Below are 19,353 nucleotides of genomic sequence, written 5' to 3' on the forward strand. Positions count from 1 at the left end.
ATAAAAAAATCCCAAAAAATAATTGGGATTTTAAAAATATTTAAATTAAAATTTTATAATTCTAAAGCTTTTCTTTCGTCTCCATTCATTAAAATTTCAACTGGATTATCAATTCCTTCTTTTACCGCAACTAAAAATCCTACAGATTCTTTACCATCAATAATTCTATGATCATAAGACATTGCAACATACATCATGGGACGAATAACCACTTCATTGTTGATTGCCATTGGTCTTTGTAGAATATTATGCATTCCCAAAATTGCAGATTGTGGTGGATTTATAATCGGCGTAGACATCATGGAACCGAAAGTTCCACCATTTGTAATGGTAAAAGTTCCGCCCGTCATTTCATCCACTGTGATATTTCCGTCTCTCGCTTTTGTTGCTAAATCTTTGATTGATGCTTCAATATTTCTAAAAGACATATTTTCTGCATTTCTCACCACAGGAACCATCAAACCTTTTGGTCCAGAAACTGCAATTGAAATATCACAAAAATCATAAGAAACCATTTGATTTCCGTCAATCATTGAATTTACTTGCGGATACATTTGCAAAGCTCTTACCACAGCTTTTGTAAAGAAAGACATAAAACCTAAACCAACGCCATGTTTTGCAGCGAATTCTTCTTTATATTGTTTTCTAATTCTAAAAATTTCACTCATATCAACTTCGTTAAAAGTTGTCAACATTGCAGTTTCGTTTTTAACGGCAACCAATCTTTCTGCTACTTTTCTACGCAACATAGATAATTTGGAAGTTGTTTGACCACGCGATCCTGCGTTGTGAGAAATTCCCATAGATGCAACAGAAGCTTGTTCTGCATCATTTTTGGTAATTCTTCCATCTCTCCCACTTCCAGAAACTTGAGAAGGATTTACGCCTTTTTCATCTAAAATTTTGCGAGCAGCCGGAGACGGTGTATTTGCGGCGTAAGATTTATTTTCAACTTTCGCAGGTTCCGATTTTTTTTCTTCAACTTTTGGTACTTCAGTTTTGACTTCTGATGTTTTTTCAGGAGTTTTTACTTCTCCAGAAGGTTTTGCAGCATCTCTATCAATTAAACAAACTACTTGTCCAACTGCAACCACATCTCCTTCTTCAGCTTTTAAAGTAATTACTCCACTTTCTTCTGCGGGTAATTCCAGAGTTGCTTTATCAGAGTCTACTTCTGCAATTGGTTGATCTTTTTCAACGTAATCGCCGTCTTTCACAAGCCAACTTGCGATTTCAACTTCAGTGATAGATTCTCCCGGCGACGGAACTTTCATTTCTAATATAGACATTTGTTTATTTTTTAGAGTTCTTTTTTATTAAATTTAAGCCAATGCAAAAATAAAAAATTTATGCGGTTAATGGTTTTTTAGTTGGTGCATCGTGTGTAGAAAAAACACGATTTATAATATCATTTTGTACAATTTCAAATTTTCTGTGACTTCCAGGAGCTGGACTTCCACTTGGAATTGGAGAAATAACCTGAATATTTTGATCTCGGAAATGTCTTAACATAAAACTCCAAGCTCCCATATTTTCTGGTTCTTCTTGTGCCCAAATTAATTCTTTTCTGTTTTTATATTTATTTAAAATTTCATCAATCTTATTAGTTTGCAAAGGATAAAGTTGTTCAAAACGCACTAAAGCTATTTTTTCATCATTTATCTCTTCTTTCTTGGCTAATAATTCATAATAAATTTTACCAGAGCAAAATACCAATTTTTCTATCTTGTCGGCGTTTGCAGAAGCATCATCTAAAATAGGTTGAAATTCTCCAGTTGCTAAATCTTCAAAAGTTGATATTACTTTCGGATGTCTCAACAAAGATTTCGGTGTCATCACAACCAAAGGTTTTCTAAATGGGAATTTTTGTTGTCTTCTCAATAGATGGAAATAATTCGCAGGAGTGGTACAATTTGCGACAATTATATTTTCATTGGCTGCTAAAGTTAAAAATCGTTCTAATCTTGCAGAAGAATGCTCCGCTCCTTGTCCTTCAGAACCGTGTGGTAAAAGCATAACTAAACCATTTTGACTTTTCCACTTATCATCTGCCGCGACCAAATATTGGTCAATAATAATTTGCGCACCATTGGCAAAATCCCCAAATTGTGCTTCCCAAATTGTTAAAGTATTTGGTGAGACCATTGCATAACCGTAATCAAAACCTAAAACAGCATATTCAGAAAGAAAGGAGTTATAAATATCAAATTGTTGGTTTTCTGCAACATGTTTTAACGGCACATATTCCTCTTCCGCATCTTCGGTTTTTACAACTGCATGTCGGTGAGAAAAAGTTCCACGTTCAACGTCTTCACCAGAAATTCTAACATTATTTCCGTCGGCTAAAAGTGTTGCATAAGCCAAAAGTTCACCTTGCGCCCAATCTAAAGTGTCGGTTTCTACTTGTTTTAAACGGTTGTCAAATAACCGGGAAATTTTCTTAATAAATTTTTTATCACTCGGTAAAGTGGCGATTTGTATAGCTAATTTTTTTAATTTTTCAATATCAAATTTTGTGTTATAAACCTTCAAAACATCGCCGGATTTATCGATTGGATAATCTTTCCAATCTTCTTCCATAAAAACGTCCATCGTATTTCTTTCGATTTGTTTTGAAGCATCAAAATTCTCATCTAAAAGTGCTTTAAACTCATGTTCCATTTTATCTAAAACCTCTGTAGAAAGTGTTTTATTTTCAATGAGTTTATCTTTATAAATCTCTCTTGGATTTGGATGTTTTGAAATTAAGCTGTAAAGTTGTGGTTGTGTAAAACGCGGTTCATCGCCTTCATTATGGCCATATTTTCTATAACCTAACAAATCGATATAAACATCTTTTCCAAATTGTTTACGGAAGTCTGCTGCAAATCTTACGGCGTGAACAACAGCTTCTACATCATCTGCATTTACATGCATTACGGGAGAATCTGTCACTTTTGCAATATCTGTACAATAAGTAGAACTTCTTGCATCAAGATAATTTGTAGTAAATGAAACTTGATTATTCGTTACAATATGAACAGTTCCGCCAGTTTTGTAACCTTCCAAATTCATCATTTGCGCCACTTCATAAACAATTCCTTGTCCTGCAATTGCGCCATCTCCGTGAATAATTATTGGTAAAACTTGGTTAAAATCACCTTTAAATTCATGATCCACTTTTGCACGACAAATTCCTTCTACTAAAGCTGCGACAGTTTCTAAATGTGAAGGATTAGGCGTCAAATTAATCCTTACTTCTTCTCCAGATTCTGTTGTGATTTTTTTTGAGGCTCCTAAATGATATTTTACATCACCAGAAAAAACATCTTCTTCAAATTCTTTTCCTTCAAATTCTGAGAAAATTTGTTTGTAGGATTTTTGAAAAATATTGGTTAAAACATTTAATCTTCCACGATGCGCCATTCCAAGAACAACTTCATTTACACCGAGTTTAGAAGCACGAGAAATCAGTTGATCTAAAGCGGGAATCAAAGATTCATTTCCCTCCAAAGAGAACCGTTTTTGACCTACAAATTTTGTGTGTAAATAACTCTCAAAAGCTACGGCTTGATTTAATTTCTTTAAAATTTCAATTTTTTCATCTTTGGATAAATCTGCCTGATTCTCATTTTTCTGAATCCAATTTCGAATATATTTCTTTTCTTCTACATCATGAATGTGCATATATTCTACACCAATGGAATCGCAATAAATCTTTTCTAAATGATTAATTAAATCTTGTAAAGTAGAAGGTTTGCTCATCCCAGTTTCTGTAGCACAATTGAATACCTTCTGCAAATCGGAACTATTTAAACCAAAATTTTCTATATCTAAATTTGGAAAATAAACTCTCCGTTCTCTTACGGGATTTGTTTTGGTGAATAAATGACCACGACTGCGATAAGCTTCTATAAGATTAATAACAAGAAATTCTTTTCTAATATCTTCTGGCATTTCGCCGGATTTGTAGTTTTGAGCTACATAATTTGAAGGTTGTGAAACTGAAGATTCAGATTCTTCATTATAATTCTCTAGTGCAAAATCAAAACCTTGAAAGAAAGATTTCCAAGAAGGTTCTAAAGAATCTGGGAAAGTTAAGTATTGTTGATACAGATCATCAATGAGTTGAGCGTGTGCAGCATTCAGGAATGAAAATTTGTCCATTTAGTTACAGATTAACTGTTTTTTTATTGATACTTATTTAATGTACAAATTTAACAAAAATAAGTGAATATGGAAAGTTTAAAGCAAGTTAAAAATACCTAAAATTATAGAGAATTTCCTTAAATTCAGACATTAAAATGGATAATTCTTTATTAAAAAATTTTAAATGAAAAAAACTTTACAAGAAAAAAAAATTGATCTTAGTAAAACAAGATATTGAATAAAAAAAATCTCATTCTCTATAATATCTCCAAAGCCAATTTCAAAGTTACTTCTCCACTTTCTGAAGGAGGTTCTAAAAAAGTTTCATAAAGTTGACCCGTTTTTAATTCTTCTTTTTTTGCTTCTGCAAATAATTTTTTCAAACTATTTATTCTGCCTAGATAATTTCCTTTATAATAAATAATTAAATATTTTTTGGGAGTCAAATATCTGTAAATGAAATTATTATCTGTAACATTTATTTTTTTGGAAAGTGGAAAACCATAATAATAAGACACTTCTTTGTCTTTTAAACTATTTGGATCAGTAATTAAAACGGGCGTTCCAAACTCATCTTCCTCTTTCTGAAGATCGGTTTGGAGGAAGTTTTTTACTTTATTGTGATTTAAAATAATGTTTTTTAAGAGTGCATCTTTTTTATTTGAAGAACTTACATTAACGCCCAAAAGAATACTATTTCCTTCATTTTCAACCATTATACTGTCAAATTTAAGACGTGACATTTGTATTTCTTTATCCACTTTATTGCTTAAAAGATTAGAAAGATTGACCAAACTATTATTTAAATTATCTGTAAAATCATCTTCAGAAACCACATGAAAGGGCCGACTCATAATCGGAATTTTAGGTGTTTTTAGAAGATATGTAATTACTGTTTTATCTGTTGCAATTTTTTTAAATTTAACTTCCAAAATGAAAGGATTTACATTGGTTTCGGTGTAAAGATAATAACGAATAGCGCGGTTTTCTTCAGAAAATTTTATAAATAAATCGCCTTCTCGTTCATTTTTTTCATTATAATAAGTTAAGCCGCTATTTTTACCTTCATAAGGTGTAAAAAATGAATAGTGGTAATTTTTATGTCCTTTAAAAAAGGTATTCCATTTGGTGAAGTTTTGTAAATTATTAAATTGTGGAAATAATTTTTCTACGGAATAATTCAGTTCTTTTTTGGAACTAAAAGTTTTAGAATCTTCCATATAAGAAGCAGAAAAATAATACGCTGCAAAAGCGAAAATGCCAAAAAATACCGCGAACTTAAACCAGCGCATTAATTTATTTTTAAGAATTACAAGATAAAATAATTACCTTTTTAGATTGTTGCAAAGATATTATTTTTAAAAAAAATGAGCTTAAAGACTTAAGCTCATTTTTGTGAGATTATGGATTAAAAAATCTCCGTGTTGTCGTGGATAATTGCGCCCTTTTTTATGACAACAATTCCATCTTTCACAGAATGGTTTTCAAAATCGCCATCTGATAAATGTTTACCACCAATGATTTTTACATTATTTCCAATATGGCAGTTTTTATCTAAAATGGCTTGTTCTATATGAGAATATTCTCCAATTCCCATATTTGGGATTTGGTTTTCGCCATTTTTTATTTTAGTTTCTTCGCTCTCATAATAATCTGCACCCATCATATAACAGTTTTTCAACGTTGTTCCACGTTGTATTCTGGAGCGATTCCCTATCAATGAATTTTCTATTTTATCTGCTAAAATTATACATCCATCTGCAAAAATGGTTTTGCTTACAAATGAGCCATTTATTTTAGAAGGAGGCAACATTCTTGCGCGAGTGTAAACCGGTGAGGAAGAAAATAAATTAAACTGTGGAAGTTCTCGTGTTAAATCCATATTGGCTTCGAAAAAAGATTCTATCGTTCCGATATCCGTCCAATAACCATCAAATTGATAACTTAATAATTTGTGATGACCGATTGCATTTGGAATTAATTCTCCACCAAAATCGTCTCCTGAATCTTCCATAAACATTTCCTTTAAAACCTTTTTAGAAAACACATAAATTCCCATGGATGCTAAATATTCTTTGCCAGAATTTCTACTTTTTTCTGAAACCTCACTTTTCCAATTTCCGAGTTGATCTTCATTTGGCTTTTCTATAAAGGAAGTAATATTACCTTCTTGATCCGATTTTAATATTCCAAAACCCGTTGCATCTTTTGCATTTACAGGAATGGTTGCAATTGTAATATCTCCACCATTTGCGCAGTGAAAATCTATCATTTCTCTGAAATCCATTTGGTATAATTGATCACCAGAAAGTATTAGAATATAATCGTAATCGTATTTTTCCAAATGCTTCATAGATTGACGTACAGCATCCGCTGTTCCTTGATACCATTCATCACTTTCCACATTTTGCTCCGCCGCTAAAATATCTACAAAACCTTTACTAAAAGTATCAAAATGATAAGAGTTTTTGATATGAGAATTTAAAGAAGCCGAATTATATTGTGTTAAAACAAGGATTTTATTATAGCCAGAATTCAAACAATTTGAAATTGGAATATCTACCAATCTGTATTTTCCCGCAATTGGAACAGCAGGTTTTGAACGAGAAAATGTGAGCGGAAATAATCTGCTTCCTCTCCCACCTCCTAAAACTATGGATATAACTTGGTGTTTCATATTTTTTCAGTTTTTTAATTCTTATATAAATCTACATATTTCTGAGCAGATAATTCCCAAGAAAAATCTTTTTTCATATTGTTTTCAATAAGATTTTTCATTAAATCTTTTTGGCTGTAAATATGTAGCGCTCTATCTATATTATGAATAATTGCATCTACTGTTGCATCTCCAAAATTTATTCCAGAGCCTCCTGTGGAAATATCTTCTACAGTATCTTTTAATCCACCAATATACCGAACAAGTGGAATTGTTCCGTACCTCATCGCGTACATTTGATTTAATCCGCAAGGTTCTACACGAGACGGCATCAAAAGGAAATCTGCGGATGCATAAATCTGATGTGAAAGATATTCTTTATAACCCAAATCTAAAGCAAAATTGGTGAAAGTATAATTCAGATTTTGTAATTCTTCTTCTAAATGACTATTTCCAGAACCTAAAATAATAATATTAAATGCACCATGCATTTGCTGAATTCCTCTTTGTACCAATTCTGGTAATAAATCTGCACCTTTTTCTGTTGCAAATCTTCCTATAAAACCAAATAATGGTAAATCTGGATTTATACTATAAGTCTCACAAAGTACTTTTTTATTTTTTAATTTTCCGGCGACCGCATTTTTTAAATTAAAATTAAAAGATAACATTTCGTCGGTTTTTGGGTTCCAAACTTCTGTGTCAATTCCATTTATAATACCAAAAGCTTTTTGATTTTCCTGTTGAACTAAACTTTCTAAACCTTTAAAATTTTGAAATAATTCTTGCAAATATCCGCCAGAAACTGCTGTGAAAGCGTGACAACATTTTATCATACTTGCAAGTGGATTTATATAACCATTCCAATCTAAAAGTCCCCATTTCCAACCATCAAAATGCGGAAAATAATTACTCATTTCCCATTTCATTTGTCCTTGATATTCGCCGTTGTGAATTGTTCCGATAGTTTTTACGCCTTTTAAAAAATTAAATTCTGGGCAATTTTCAATCATAAAAGGAACTAAACCGGTGTGATAATCATGACAATGTAAAATATCTGGGCGAATCTGCATTGCGCTTAACCAATGTAAAACGCCATGTTGAAATGCTAAATATTGTTGACTTTCATCCCAATATCCATAAACATTATCTCTATCCAATAATCCAGGAATCCTTACTAAATATAATTCAAAACCCAAAGAATTATTTTTTTCTTTCATTACTTGAACTTGATACATATTGAAAGATTGATGAATCCAACCATCAAAAACCACTTCAAATTCATGTTCGTAGAAAAAACTTTTATTATACCACGGCATTACAACTTTTGCATCGACGCCTTTTATTTTGTTTTGATATTTTGGCAAAGCTCCTACAACATCAGCTAAACCGCCCACTTTTGCAACCGGATAACATTCCATTGAGAGATGATAAATAGTCATAAATTATTTCTTTATAGGTTATACGGTTTTTTTTACAATAGGTTTTGATTCAACTCTAGCTTTGGTTTTTACACTCACTTTTTTAACAGCTGCACCTTTATCTTCAGTTTTCTTTTCAACCAGTTTTTTCTGATTTTTTTTCTTTAGTATTTTTTTTTGTTTTAAAATCACGACAGATAAAGCAGGTAATTTTAAGATTATCGCATTTTCACGGTTCATCCAATGTTCATCTTCTTCGTCCACAATTTCTGCAACTATTCCACTTCCACCATATTTTTCGTCATCCGAATTTAAAATCACTTCCCAAAAAGTGCCTTCATTTACGCCAATTTTATAATCGAAAACGCGCGGTGTTAAATTTAAAACAACCATTATTACTTCTTTATCATGCTTGCTTTTTCTTAAATAAATGTAAATTGAATTATCTTCATCATTCGCTTCCACCCATTCAAAACCAGAAACATCAAACTGATTTTCATAAAGAGCAGGTTCATTTTTATATAATAAATTTAATTCTTTTACAAATTCCTGAACGCCTTTATGAACTTTGTGTTCAAGTAAATGCCAATCAAGAGATTGTGTAAAATTCCATTCATGCGTTTGTCCAAATTCATTTCCCATAAAGAGCAATTTCGCTCCGGGATGTGTAAACATATAACCAAACATGGCGCGTAAATTTGCAAATTTTTGCCATTCATCTCCCGGCATTTTATAAATTAAACTGCTTTTTCCATGAACAACTTCATCGTGTGAAAGTGGCAACATATAATTTTCATTATACATATACATTGACGCAAAAGTCAGTTTGTGATGATTGTATTTTCGGTTTATTGGATCATTTTTAAAATATTTCAAAGTATCGTGCATCCAACCCATCATCCATTTCATACCGAAACCAATTCCACCGTGATGAACCGGTTTTGTTAAAAGAGGAAAATCTGAACTTTCTTCTGCAACAGTCATTACATCGGGAAAATCTTTATAAACCGCAGTATTAAAATCTTGAAGAAATTTTTTTGCTTCTAAATTTACATTTCCTCCAAAAATATTTGGTTCCCATTCTCCGTCATTTCTGGCGTAATCTAAATATAACATTGAAGTTACAGCATCAACGCGCAAACCATCTGCATGAAAACGATCGAGCCAAAAAATCGCATTTGAAATTAAAAAAGATCTTACTTCTGGCCTTCCATAATTAAAAATATAAGATTTCCATTCTGGGTGAAAACCTTTTCGCGGATCTTCATGTTCATATAAAAAAGTACCATCAAAACAATGCAAACCATTTGCATCTCCAGGAAAATGTGATGGAACCCAATCTAAATAAACACCAATATTATTTTCATGTAATTCATTAATTAAAAACATTAAATCTTGTGGTGAACCAAAACGTGAAGTCGCGGCAAAAAATCCAGTGATTTGATAACCCCAACTCGGGTCATATGGATATTCCATCACCGGCATAAATTCTACATGTGTGAAATTCATTTCCTTTAAATAAGGAACCAAACGTTCAGCAATTTCACGATAATTAAAAAATTGTTCTGGATCATCTGTTCCACGCATCCAAGAACCAAGATGAACTTCGTAAACTGAAATTGGTGCAGATAAATTATTATGTTTGTAGCGGTTTTCCAGCCAATCTTCATCTTTCCATTCAAACCAAGTTGAAGTAATTACAGAAGCAGCTTGAACATTTTGTTCCCAACTAAATGCAAATGGATCACCTTTTTCTAATAAAATATTTTCCTTTGTTAAAATGCCATATTTATAAACTTCACCCAATTTCATTTCAGGAATAAAACCTTCCCAAATACCGGATTGATCCCATCTTGGGAAAAGTGGATGACTGTAAGAATTCCATTGGTTAAAATTTCCTATTACTGAAACCATTTTTGCAAACGGTGCCCAAACTGAAAAATAAATTCCCTTTTTACCATTTAATTCTGCTTCATGGGAACCAAATTTCTCGTAAAGTCGAAAATGTTGTCCTTCCTTAAATAAATAAATATCATGTTCGGTAAAAAGTGAAAAAGGTTCTACTTCGTGCATATTTATAATTAAATTGGATTGCTTTTTAATTCTAACAAACTAAAATAGGAATTAATATTCTTAATTCATCAAAAAGAGACAAAAAATTTTAGAAATAAGTTTCAAAATAAAAATTATGAATAATATTTAGGAAAACATCAGAAAAGAAAGATATTTTTTTAAATTTAGCAAATGAAAAAAGAAATAAAGAAATAATCTATAAATGCAGTTCAATTTAGAGACATCAGATGATGATGATCGCATTATTTATTTAACGGGAAACTTCAATAAATGGAATCCAAAAGATGAGAACTTTAAGCTTAAAAAAGTAGAAAATTTTAAGTATAATTTAATTCTAAACGACGCGGATTTACCAGAAAATATTGAATATAAATTTACAAAAGGGGGATGGGAAAATGTAGAAATAGATATTTATGATAACATTCAACCGAACCGGAAAGTAAAAAAATCTGAGAAAAAAACAGAAGATTTTGTTGAAAAATGGCGCATCAATTGGGGTCCTTTTAAGAAAGAATTTTTCCCGATTGCAGAAGTAGTGTCAGAAAAATTTTACATTCCTCAATTAGAAAAATACCGCAAAATATGGGCGCTTTTACCTCACGATTATTACACTTCCGAAAAAAAATATCCTGTTTTATATCTTCAAGATGCGCAGAATTTATTTAATGAAGGCGCAGAATTTGGTAATTGGGAAATAGATAAAAAACTGGCGCTTCTCGCAGAATATCATCGCGGAGATTTAATCGTAATCGCCATAGAACACGGAAAAGAGGAAAGAATTAAAGAATATATTTTTGATAATGATTCGGTTATTAAAAATGCAGAAGGAAAAAAATATATTCGTTTCATTACAGACACTTTAAAACCATTTGTGGATGAAAAATACCGCACTAAAAAAGACCGTGAAAATACTGGAATTGGAGGAAGTTCTTTGGGTGCATTAATAAGTATTTACAGCGGATTTCTTTATCCAGAAGTCTATTCCAAATTAATGCTTTTCTCACCTTCACTCTGGGTAGAACCACAAAATAATTTCCCGATGCTGAACTTTAAACATGCCTTTAAAATGAAGATTTATCTTTATGGTGGCGAAGAAGAAGGTTCTAAAATGGTAAACAGAATTAAAGCATTTTCACAATATTTAGAAAAAGGAGAACTCGATAAAGTTTTCGATTTTGAAACAAAAATCAATATCAATCCAGAAGGGAAACATCAGGAATTCTTTTGGTCTCAAGAATTTCCACGAGCTGTAGAATGGCTCTATTATGATTCTTTAGAAGATCCAACTAAAAAAATAAAAAATAAAAATGATTAAAATAAGTTCAGATTCAGAAATAAATTTTACTCAAAAATTTCACTTTATTAGTGAAAAAGATTGGGAAACAATTCAGAATAATTATCCGAAAAATACAAGTCATTTTTTTAATGGAAAGAAAAAAGAAATTTTTGCGGTAAATACAGAAAATTCAACCATTTATTTAATAGGAACTGGAGCTGTTTCAGCAGACATTGATTATCAAGAAATTGGGAATAATTTTTCACAATCTCAAAAGAAAAATTTACAGGCAGTTTCAACAGAAATAATTTCTGAAAATCTCACTTTTAATCAAAATTTAGAATTAGTAAAAGGTCTATTTTTGGGCACTTATAATTATCCTTTTAATTCTGAACATCCATTTTGGCAAGAGAGTTTTTCATTAAATATTAAAAATTTAACTAATGAAGAAATTGTAGAAATCATTTCTAATGTTAATTCAATTTGCAAAGGACAATTTGCATGTATGGATTGGCTGAATAAACCTGCAAACTACAAAAGAGCGCCACTTATTACTGATTTTCTTAAAAAAATATCCAAAGAATATAATTTTGATTTGGAAATTTTAAATAGAAAAGAATGTGAAGAAAAAGGTTTGAGAGCTTATCTTTCTGTGAACCAAGGAAGTGCGGAAGAAGCGGCATTTTGTATTTTAAAATATTCAAATCTAAATGCTAAAAAAACAATTGGATTGGTGGGAAAATGTGTGGTTTTTGACACCGGTGGAATTTCCATAAAAGCCAGTACAAATCTCCATTATATGAAAAGTGATATGGGCGGAGCAACTGCAGTTATCGGAACTTTAATTACCGCTGCAGAAAGAAAATTACCAATAAATATCACTGCAATTTTACCCATTACAGATAATGCGGTTTCAGGAAAATCTTATTTACCAAGTGACGTAATCACCGCTTATAACGGAAAAACTATAGAAGTAATTGATACCGATGCAGAAGGAAGAATGACTTTGGCGGACGGACTTTCTTATATGGTGAAAAATTATAATCCAGATATTTTAATTGATTTGGCGACTTTAACAGGAAGTGCCGTTCGGATTTTAGGAAATACTGCAGCAGCACTTTTCGGAAATAATGAGATTTTAATTAAAGATTTAGAAATTTCTGGAAATTCTACCAATCAAAAATTATGGAATTTACCAATGTGGGACGTTTGGAAAGAAATGCTAAATTCTGATGTTGCAGATTTGAAAAATCTTCCTTCTTCGCCAGTTGGAGGTTGTATAACTGCAGCAAAATTTTTAGAAAACTTTATAGAAAATCATCCCAATTGGGCGCATTTAGACATTGCAGGAGTTGCTTTTGGAAAAGTAAATTACGCTAAAGAATATGCAGCAACAGGATATGGTGTTCAACTACTTACAAATTACATAGAAAAAGTGTGTAAAGAATAAAATTTATCATTTCTCTGAATGCAGTGAATTTTCTTCAATTTTTCTTGTGTTTTAGTTGCTTTTCTAAATTAAATATTCTAAAATTGTATAAGATTAAAAATTTAGGATATGGAGAAGATTTTTGTTTGTATATCTTGCTATTATAAAGGCGGTGACTTTTTAGAAGAATTAAAAAGATTAGGAAATAAAGTTATTCTCATTACTTCTGATAATTTAAAATCTAAAGATTGGCCCTGGAAATCAATAGACGAAGTTTATTATATGACCGAAGTAAAACATGGCGGTTGGAATTTAGACTATTTAGTTCAAGGTTTTAGTCATTTAATGAAAATACACCAAATTAATGCAGTAATTGCTTTAGACGATTATGACGTAGAAAAAGCAGCAATGCTCCGAGAGACTTTTAGAATTCCGGGAATGGGACAAACTACACACCGTTATTTCCGAGATAAATTGGCAATGCGACAAAGAGCTAAAGATTGTGGAATTAATGTTCCCGAATTTTGCTCCGTTTTTAATGATGAAAAATTAACAAATTTTTGTGATAAAAATCCTTCTCCGTGGGTTTTAAAACCACGTTCTGAAGCTTCTGCAAGCGGAATTCAAAAAATAAATTCTAAAGAGCAACTTTGGAATTCCTTAGAAAAATTAGAAGAAGAACGGTATTTATTTTTATTGGAAAGTTTTAAACCTGGAAAAGTTTTTCATGTCGATAGTTTGGTTTATGACAAAGAAATAATTTTTACTTCTTGCGCTCAATACCTTTCTCCACCAATGAATGTTGCACATGATGGCGGCGTTTTTCGGACAAAAACTTTAGGAAGATATTCTGAAAAATACAAAGCATTAGAAAGAGAAAATAAAAAAGTTCTGCAAAGTTTTGGCTTAATTAATGGCGCAACTCACACAGAATTCATTTTGGGCGATGATGGAAAATGGTATTTTCTTGAAACTTCTTCAAGAGTTGGAGGAGCACATATTCCAGATTTAATTGAGGCATCAAGCGGTATAAATATTTGGCATGAATGGGCTAAAATTGAAGACTCCCTTTTAAGAAGTAAAAAATACGATTTGCCAAAACCTACAGGATTTTACGCAGGATTAATTGTATCTTTAGCTAAAGAAAAACATCCAAATACAAAAGAATTTGAATGCGAAGAAATTTATAAATTCTTAAATTTAGATTATCACATCGGAATTGTTTATAAATCCGATAAAGAGGAAATGATTAAGCAAAGATTAGATGAAGGCGCAACTCAAATTTTAGATCATGTTTTAAATATTATTCCGCCCCAAACTAGACCAACAAGTTAATTTTAAAAATATTTTATGCCAAGAATAGAACATATAGATTATTATTCTCATCTTTTAGGAATAAGTTTAAAACTGGAAATTACCGGACATTTCGGCTATCCAATTATTATGTTTCCCACTTCCAAAGGACAATACACACAAAACCATGATTTCCATTTAAACAGCAGTATTAATTGGTTTGTAGATAATGGAAAAGTGAAATTATACAACATTGAAACTTTTGATGAAATTAGCCTTTACAATAAATCTATTTCTCCAAAAGAAAGAATTCGTAGATATGAACTTTATGTGCAATTTTTAATTCAAGAATTTATTCCTTATATTCAAAAAATACATCAAACACATCGCGTTGCAGTTGCAGGCGCAAGTTTCGGCGGTTATCACGCAGCAAATTTCGCATTCAGATTTCCCGATGTTGTTTCGCATTTATTCTGTCTTTCCGGCGCTTTTACAATAAGAGATTTTATGGATGGTTATGAAAGTGAAAAAGTCTATTTTAACTGTCCAAGAGAATTTGTAATGAATGATGAAGCTTGGAAATACAAACACATGCACATTGTTTTAAGCACTTCAGATCAAGATATTTGTTTGGAACAAACCCGGGAAATGGCAGGAATTTTAGCACAAAAAGGAATTAATCATTGGTACGATGAACAAAAATGGATTGGTCACGATTGGCCACTTTGGCGAATGGTTTTCCCAACATTTATTGGAAGATTTTTTTCTTAAATTAAACAACATCAAATAAAACTAAAAGAAATATTATGGCAAAAAAGGCAGATAAAACAGTAAAAAAAGTCGGAATTTTATTCGGAATGGAAGATACATTTCCTTGGGCTTTTATTGACAAAGTGAATGAAATGGGAAATGGCGAAGTTGTAGCCGAAGCAGTAAATATTGATAAATGTGAACAAGGCGCAGATTCTGGTTACGCCGTAATTATTGATAGAATTTCGCAAGACGTTCCTTTTTATCGCGCTTATCTTAAAAATGCAGCTGTAAGTGGAACTTATGTTATTAACAATCCATTTTGGTGGAGCGCAGATGAAAAGTTTTTAAATAATGCTTTGATGACGAAAATTGGAATTCCACTCCCAAATACAGTTCTTTTGCCCTCAAATGATCGACCAACAAATACAACAGAAACTTCATTTAGAAATTTAAAATTTCCACAAGATTGGGAATATATTTTTGAATATATTGGTTTTCCAGCGTATATGAAACCGCACGATGGAGGCGGTTGGAAAAACGTTTATCGTGTAGAAAACCCAGAAGATATGTGGGAAAAACTGAAAGAAACTGAGCAACTTGTGATGATGTTACAAGAAGAAATTATTTTTGATGATTATTACCGCGTTTATTGTTTGGGTAAAAAATATGTACATATAATGCCTTATGAACCCAGAAACCCACATCATTTAAGATATGTGACAGAATCTAAATATTCTGGTCAGAAATTAAAAGATATTTTAAAAGTAATTCATGATTATACTTTAAAAATGAATGAACATTTAGGATATGATTTTAATACAGTAGAATTTGCCGTAAAAGATGGAATTCCTTACGCCATAGATTTCTGTAATCCAGCTCCAGATGCAGATAAAAACTCTGTGGGTGAAGAAAATTTCGCATGGATTGTAGAACATTCTGCAAAATTAGCAATTGAAAAAGCCAAAGAATATGTTCCTGGAAAAGTGAATATTTCTTGGGGAGATTTTGTCAAAAATTCCGCCAAATAAGGTTAGAAATTTTTAGGCTTTAATTAAAACTCACACAAATGAATCATACTTTCACAATCGGTATTGAAGAAGAATATCAAATAATTGATGTAGAAACCCGAAATTTAGTCTCACATGTTTCTAAAATAATTGAAGGCGGAAAAGCCGTTCTTAGTGAAAATCTCAAACACGAGATGCATGAATCTATGGTGGAAATGGAAACAGGAATTTGCCAAAATATTAAACAAGCCCGACAAGAATTAACTGATTTGAGAAGGCATTTAATTAAAACCGCACATGAACAAAATTTGCGCGTTTCTGGTGGTGGAACTCATCCTTTTTCAAATTGGGAAACCAATACCATTACAAAACATGATCGATATGATAAAATTGTAGATGACATGGGAGATGTTGCTCGCGGAAATTTAATTTTTGGTTTACACGTTCACGTTGGAATTCCAAATCGTGAAGAAGGTGTAAAAATTCAAAATGTAATGCGTTATTTTTTACCTCACGTTTATGCACTTTCCACAAATTCGCCTTTTTGGATTGGAAGAAATACGGGTTTTAAATCTTATCGACAGGAAATTTTCGTGAAATTCCCACGAACAGGAATTCCAAGTTTTTTTAATAGCGCTGCAGAATTTGATAGCTACGTGGATCTTTTAGTAAAAACAAAAACGATTGATAATGCGAAGAAAATTTGGTGGGATTTACGCGTTCATCCATTTTATCCAACTATAGAATTTCGCATTTGCGACATGCCTATGAGATTAGATGAAACGGTTTGTCTTGCTGCAATTATGCAATGTTTAGTAGCAAAAATTCACAAACTTCATCAGCAAAATTTAAGTTTCAGATCTTACCGAAGATTGCTTTTAAATGAAAACAAATGGCGTGCTGCAAAAGACGGAATTAACGCACGTTTAATTGATTTCGGCAAAGAAGAAGAAATTCCATATGTTGATTTATTAAAAGAATTATTAGAATTTATTGATGATGTTGTAGATGAATTAGATTGTAGATGTGAAGTAGAATATGCATGGGAAATTATGAAAAATGGAAGCGGTGCAGATCGCCAATTGCGCATTTACAAAGAAACTGGGAGTTTAGAAAAAGTAGTAGATTATATGATTACAGAAACTGAATATGGTATAAATTTCTAAAAAATTTCAAAAAATCGTATTTTTACACCAAGAAAAAATGGAATTATGCAAGAGATAAGAATGGCTTTGCTTGATATGAATTACAATCACGTCAATCAAGGTATGAGAAATATTAAAGAAATTTCCCAGCGTTTTAAAGATAATAATGAGAACACAGTAAACATCACTTATTTTGATGTTCGATATAAAAATGAAATACCAAATATTAAAGATTTTGATATTTTTATTTCTTCGGGTGGACCGGGAAATCCACATCAAGAAGGTTATGAATGGGAAGCAAAATATTCTGAATTTTTAGATCAGCTATGGCTTCATAATAAAATAAATTCACAGAAAAAATTTGCATTTTTAATTTGTCATTCCTTTCAAATTGCTTGCATCCATTGGAATTTAGGAAATATTTGTAAAAGAAATTCTTATTCATTTGGAGTAATGCCAATTCATAAAACAGACGAAGCCAAAAATTATTATTTATTTAAAAATTTACCCGATCCTTTCTTCGCAGTAGATTCCAGAGCTTATCAATTTGTAGAACCCAATATGAAACGGTTTGAAGAATTAGGTATGGAAATCATGGCACTTGAAAAATTGCGACCACACATTCATTTGGAACGCGCTGTAATGGCGATAAAATTTTCAGAAGAAATCTTCGGTACACAATTTCACCCAGAAGCAGATCCTTTTGGGATGATGGAAAATCTAAAAGAAGAAACCAACAGAAAAGCAATGATTGAAAATTATGGTATGGAAAAATATTTAGAAACCATTGATAGAATGAACGATGATGACAAAATTATTTTAACTCAAGCTCAAATTTTACCTAGATTTCTAAACTTTGCTGCATCACAAATTTTAAAAAAAGTTAGTTTAGCAAATCATTAAATTATGATAAAAAAATACCGTGATTTATTTAATTCTGAATTTACTCCAGAGAAATATAAAGATGTTCATCAACAATTATTAGAAAAATCTGGTGTAGAAATTGGTTTCCGTTTATCAGAAAGTCCGATTTTTTTACCAAAATCTTTTCAGGAGAAATTATTAGACGCTTCTAATTCTATCATTAAGCAAGTAAAAAAAATGTCTTCGGAAGATTTGGATAAAGCAATTCCCGATAATTGTAGAGTTCCGAATGACACTTCAAAACCACATTTTTTAGCAATTGATTTTGGAATTTGTAAAAATAATGAAGGCGAAATTGTACCACAATTAATTGAACTTCAAGCTTTCCCTACTTTGTACGCATTTCAGAAAGTGTATGATGATATAGTGACGGAAGTTTATCCATTTTTGAAAGAAGTGAAAAATCCTCCGAGTAAATCTGATTATGCAGATATTTTAAAAGATGTAATTGTGGGTGATGAAAATCCTGAAAATGTTATTCTTTTAGAAATTTATCCTGAAAAACAAAAAACCGCAGTTGATTTTGCATTAACTGAGAAATTTTTAGGAATAAAAACCGTGTGTTTAACCAAAATTAAAAAAGAAGGAAAGAAATTATTTTATGAAAATGAGGGAAAATTAATTCCAATTAATAGAATTTATAACCGTGTTATTTTTGATGAATTAGAAAATCTCCCAGACTTAAAAACGGAGTTTGATTTCCGTGAAGAAGTTGATGTAAAATGGATTACGCATCCAAATTGGTTCTTTAAAATTTCAAAATATATTTTGCCAAAATTAGAACATGCTTATATTCCGAAAAGTTATTTTTTAAATCAATTTCCTTCTGATGAAAATTTAGAAAATTTTGTTTTAAAACCTTTGTTTTCTTTTGCAGGAGCTGGTGTAAATTTAAACCCAACGCAAGAAGTGATCAATAAAATTTTGGATAAAGAAAATTATATTTTACAAAGAAAAGTTACTTACGAGCCTTTGTTTAGAGATATTAACGGAGAATTTTCTAAAGCTGAAATCCGACTTTTATATCTATGGAAAGAAGACGAAGCTGAACCAATTTTAATGGATAATCTCGTAAGAATGACGAAAGCCGCGATGGTAAATGTAGATTTTAATAAAAAAGATGCAATTTGGATTGGAAGTTCTAATGCGTTTTTTGGGTAGAAAAATGATTTAGACTAAAAAAATAAGCCGCTTTTAACAGCGGCTTTTATTTTTAACTCAAATTCTGCGTTTCCTGCATTTCTTTCA

General features: G+C 31.3%; 14 protein-coding genes. 8 read left to right on the forward strand and 6 right to left on the reverse strand.

The features are described from left to right. Positions 1–53: 53 nt before the first annotated feature. From odhB to glgB, 6 genes are all read right to left on the reverse strand, one after another. Positions 54–1,289, reverse strand: a complete 1,236-nt coding sequence (gene odhB / locus ACN0WB_RS04760) for a 2-oxoglutarate dehydrogenase complex dihydrolipoyllysine-residue succinyltransferase (RefSeq protein WP_417429365.1) — start codon at positions 1,287–1,289, stop codon at positions 54–56. 58 nt (positions 1,290–1,347) lie between these two features. Further along, positions 1,348–4,146 carry a 2-oxoglutarate dehydrogenase E1 component gene (locus tag ACN0WB_RS04765; RefSeq protein ID WP_417429367.1) on the reverse strand — a complete coding sequence of 933 codons (2,799 nt, stop codon included), beginning with the start codon at positions 4,144–4,146 and terminating at the stop codon, positions 1,348–1,350. Between the two features lie 239 nt (positions 4,147–4,385). Then, on the reverse strand, positions 4,386–5,420 hold the full coding sequence (locus ACN0WB_RS04770; RefSeq protein WP_417429369.1) for a polyketide cyclase: 1,035 nt from the start codon (positions 5,418–5,420) through the stop codon (positions 4,386–4,388). 116 nt (positions 5,421–5,536) lie between these two features. Continuing rightward, positions 5,537–6,805: a glucose-1-phosphate adenylyltransferase gene (locus ACN0WB_RS04775; protein ID WP_417429371.1), complete on the reverse strand. Its 1,269-nt coding sequence runs from the start codon at positions 6,803–6,805 to the stop codon at positions 5,537–5,539. Positions 6,806–6,819: 14 nt separating this feature from the next. Then, positions 6,820–8,226 (reverse strand): glycogen synthase, encoded by a 1,407-nt coding sequence (locus tag ACN0WB_RS04780; protein ID WP_417429373.1) that lies wholly within the window; start codon positions 8,224–8,226, stop codon positions 6,820–6,822. 18 nt (positions 8,227–8,244) lie between these two features. Continuing rightward, complete coding sequence (gene glgB, locus ACN0WB_RS04785) at positions 8,245–10,278, reverse strand: 1,4-alpha-glucan branching protein GlgB (RefSeq protein WP_417429375.1); 2,034 nt, start codon at positions 10,276–10,278, stop codon at positions 8,245–8,247. Positions 10,279–10,480: 202 nt separating this feature from the next. On the opposite strand from glgB, the gene ACN0WB_RS04790 reads away from it, so the two are divergent. From ACN0WB_RS04790 to ACN0WB_RS04825, 8 genes are all read left to right on the forward strand, one after another. Then, on the forward strand, positions 10,481–11,593 hold the full coding sequence (locus tag ACN0WB_RS04790; RefSeq protein ID WP_417429376.1) for an alpha/beta hydrolase: 1,113 nt from the start codon (positions 10,481–10,483) through the stop codon (positions 11,591–11,593). Next, on the forward strand, positions 11,586–13,004 hold the full coding sequence (locus ACN0WB_RS04795; protein WP_417429378.1) for a leucyl aminopeptidase family protein: 1,419 nt from the start codon (positions 11,586–11,588) through the stop codon (positions 13,002–13,004). The genes ACN0WB_RS04790 and ACN0WB_RS04795 overlap by 8 nt, the downstream gene beginning before the upstream one ends. A 108-nt stretch (positions 13,005–13,112) precedes the next feature. After that, positions 13,113–14,318 carry an ATP-grasp domain-containing protein gene (locus tag ACN0WB_RS04800; RefSeq protein ID WP_417429380.1) on the forward strand — a complete coding sequence of 402 codons (1,206 nt, stop codon included), beginning with the start codon at positions 13,113–13,115 and terminating at the stop codon, positions 14,316–14,318. Positions 14,319–14,333: 15 nt separating this feature from the next. Continuing rightward, positions 14,334–15,047 carry an alpha/beta hydrolase-fold protein gene (locus ACN0WB_RS04805; RefSeq protein ID WP_417429382.1) on the forward strand — a complete coding sequence of 238 codons (714 nt, stop codon included), beginning with the start codon at positions 14,334–14,336 and terminating at the stop codon, positions 15,045–15,047. Between the two features lie 35 nt (positions 15,048–15,082). Then, entirely contained in the window at positions 15,083–16,057 is a 975-nt protein-coding gene (locus tag ACN0WB_RS04810; RefSeq protein WP_417429384.1) for an ATP-grasp domain-containing protein, read from the forward strand. A gap of 38 nt (positions 16,058–16,095) precedes the next feature. Next, positions 16,096–17,202 carry a carboxylate-amine ligase gene (locus ACN0WB_RS04815; RefSeq protein WP_417429386.1) on the forward strand — a complete coding sequence of 369 codons (1,107 nt, stop codon included), beginning with the start codon at positions 16,096–16,098 and terminating at the stop codon, positions 17,200–17,202. 45 nt (positions 17,203–17,247) lie between these two features. Beyond that, the gene (locus ACN0WB_RS04820; protein WP_417429388.1) at positions 17,248–18,084 is read left to right on the forward strand and encodes a type 1 glutamine amidotransferase; all 837 of its coding nucleotides are present in this window, start codon (positions 17,248–17,250) and stop codon (positions 18,082–18,084) included. Positions 18,085–18,087: 3 nt separating this feature from the next. Further along, positions 18,088–19,266 carry a hypothetical protein gene (locus tag ACN0WB_RS04825; RefSeq protein WP_417429390.1) on the forward strand — a complete coding sequence of 393 codons (1,179 nt, stop codon included), beginning with the start codon at positions 18,088–18,090 and terminating at the stop codon, positions 19,264–19,266. The last annotated feature ends 87 nt before the right edge of the window (positions 19,267–19,353 follow it).

Origin of the sequence: Halpernia sp., from assembly GCF_048269545.1 — a bacterium.
In the GTDB taxonomy this organism is placed as follows: Bacteria; Bacteroidota; Bacteroidia; order Flavobacteriales; family Weeksellaceae; genus Halpernia.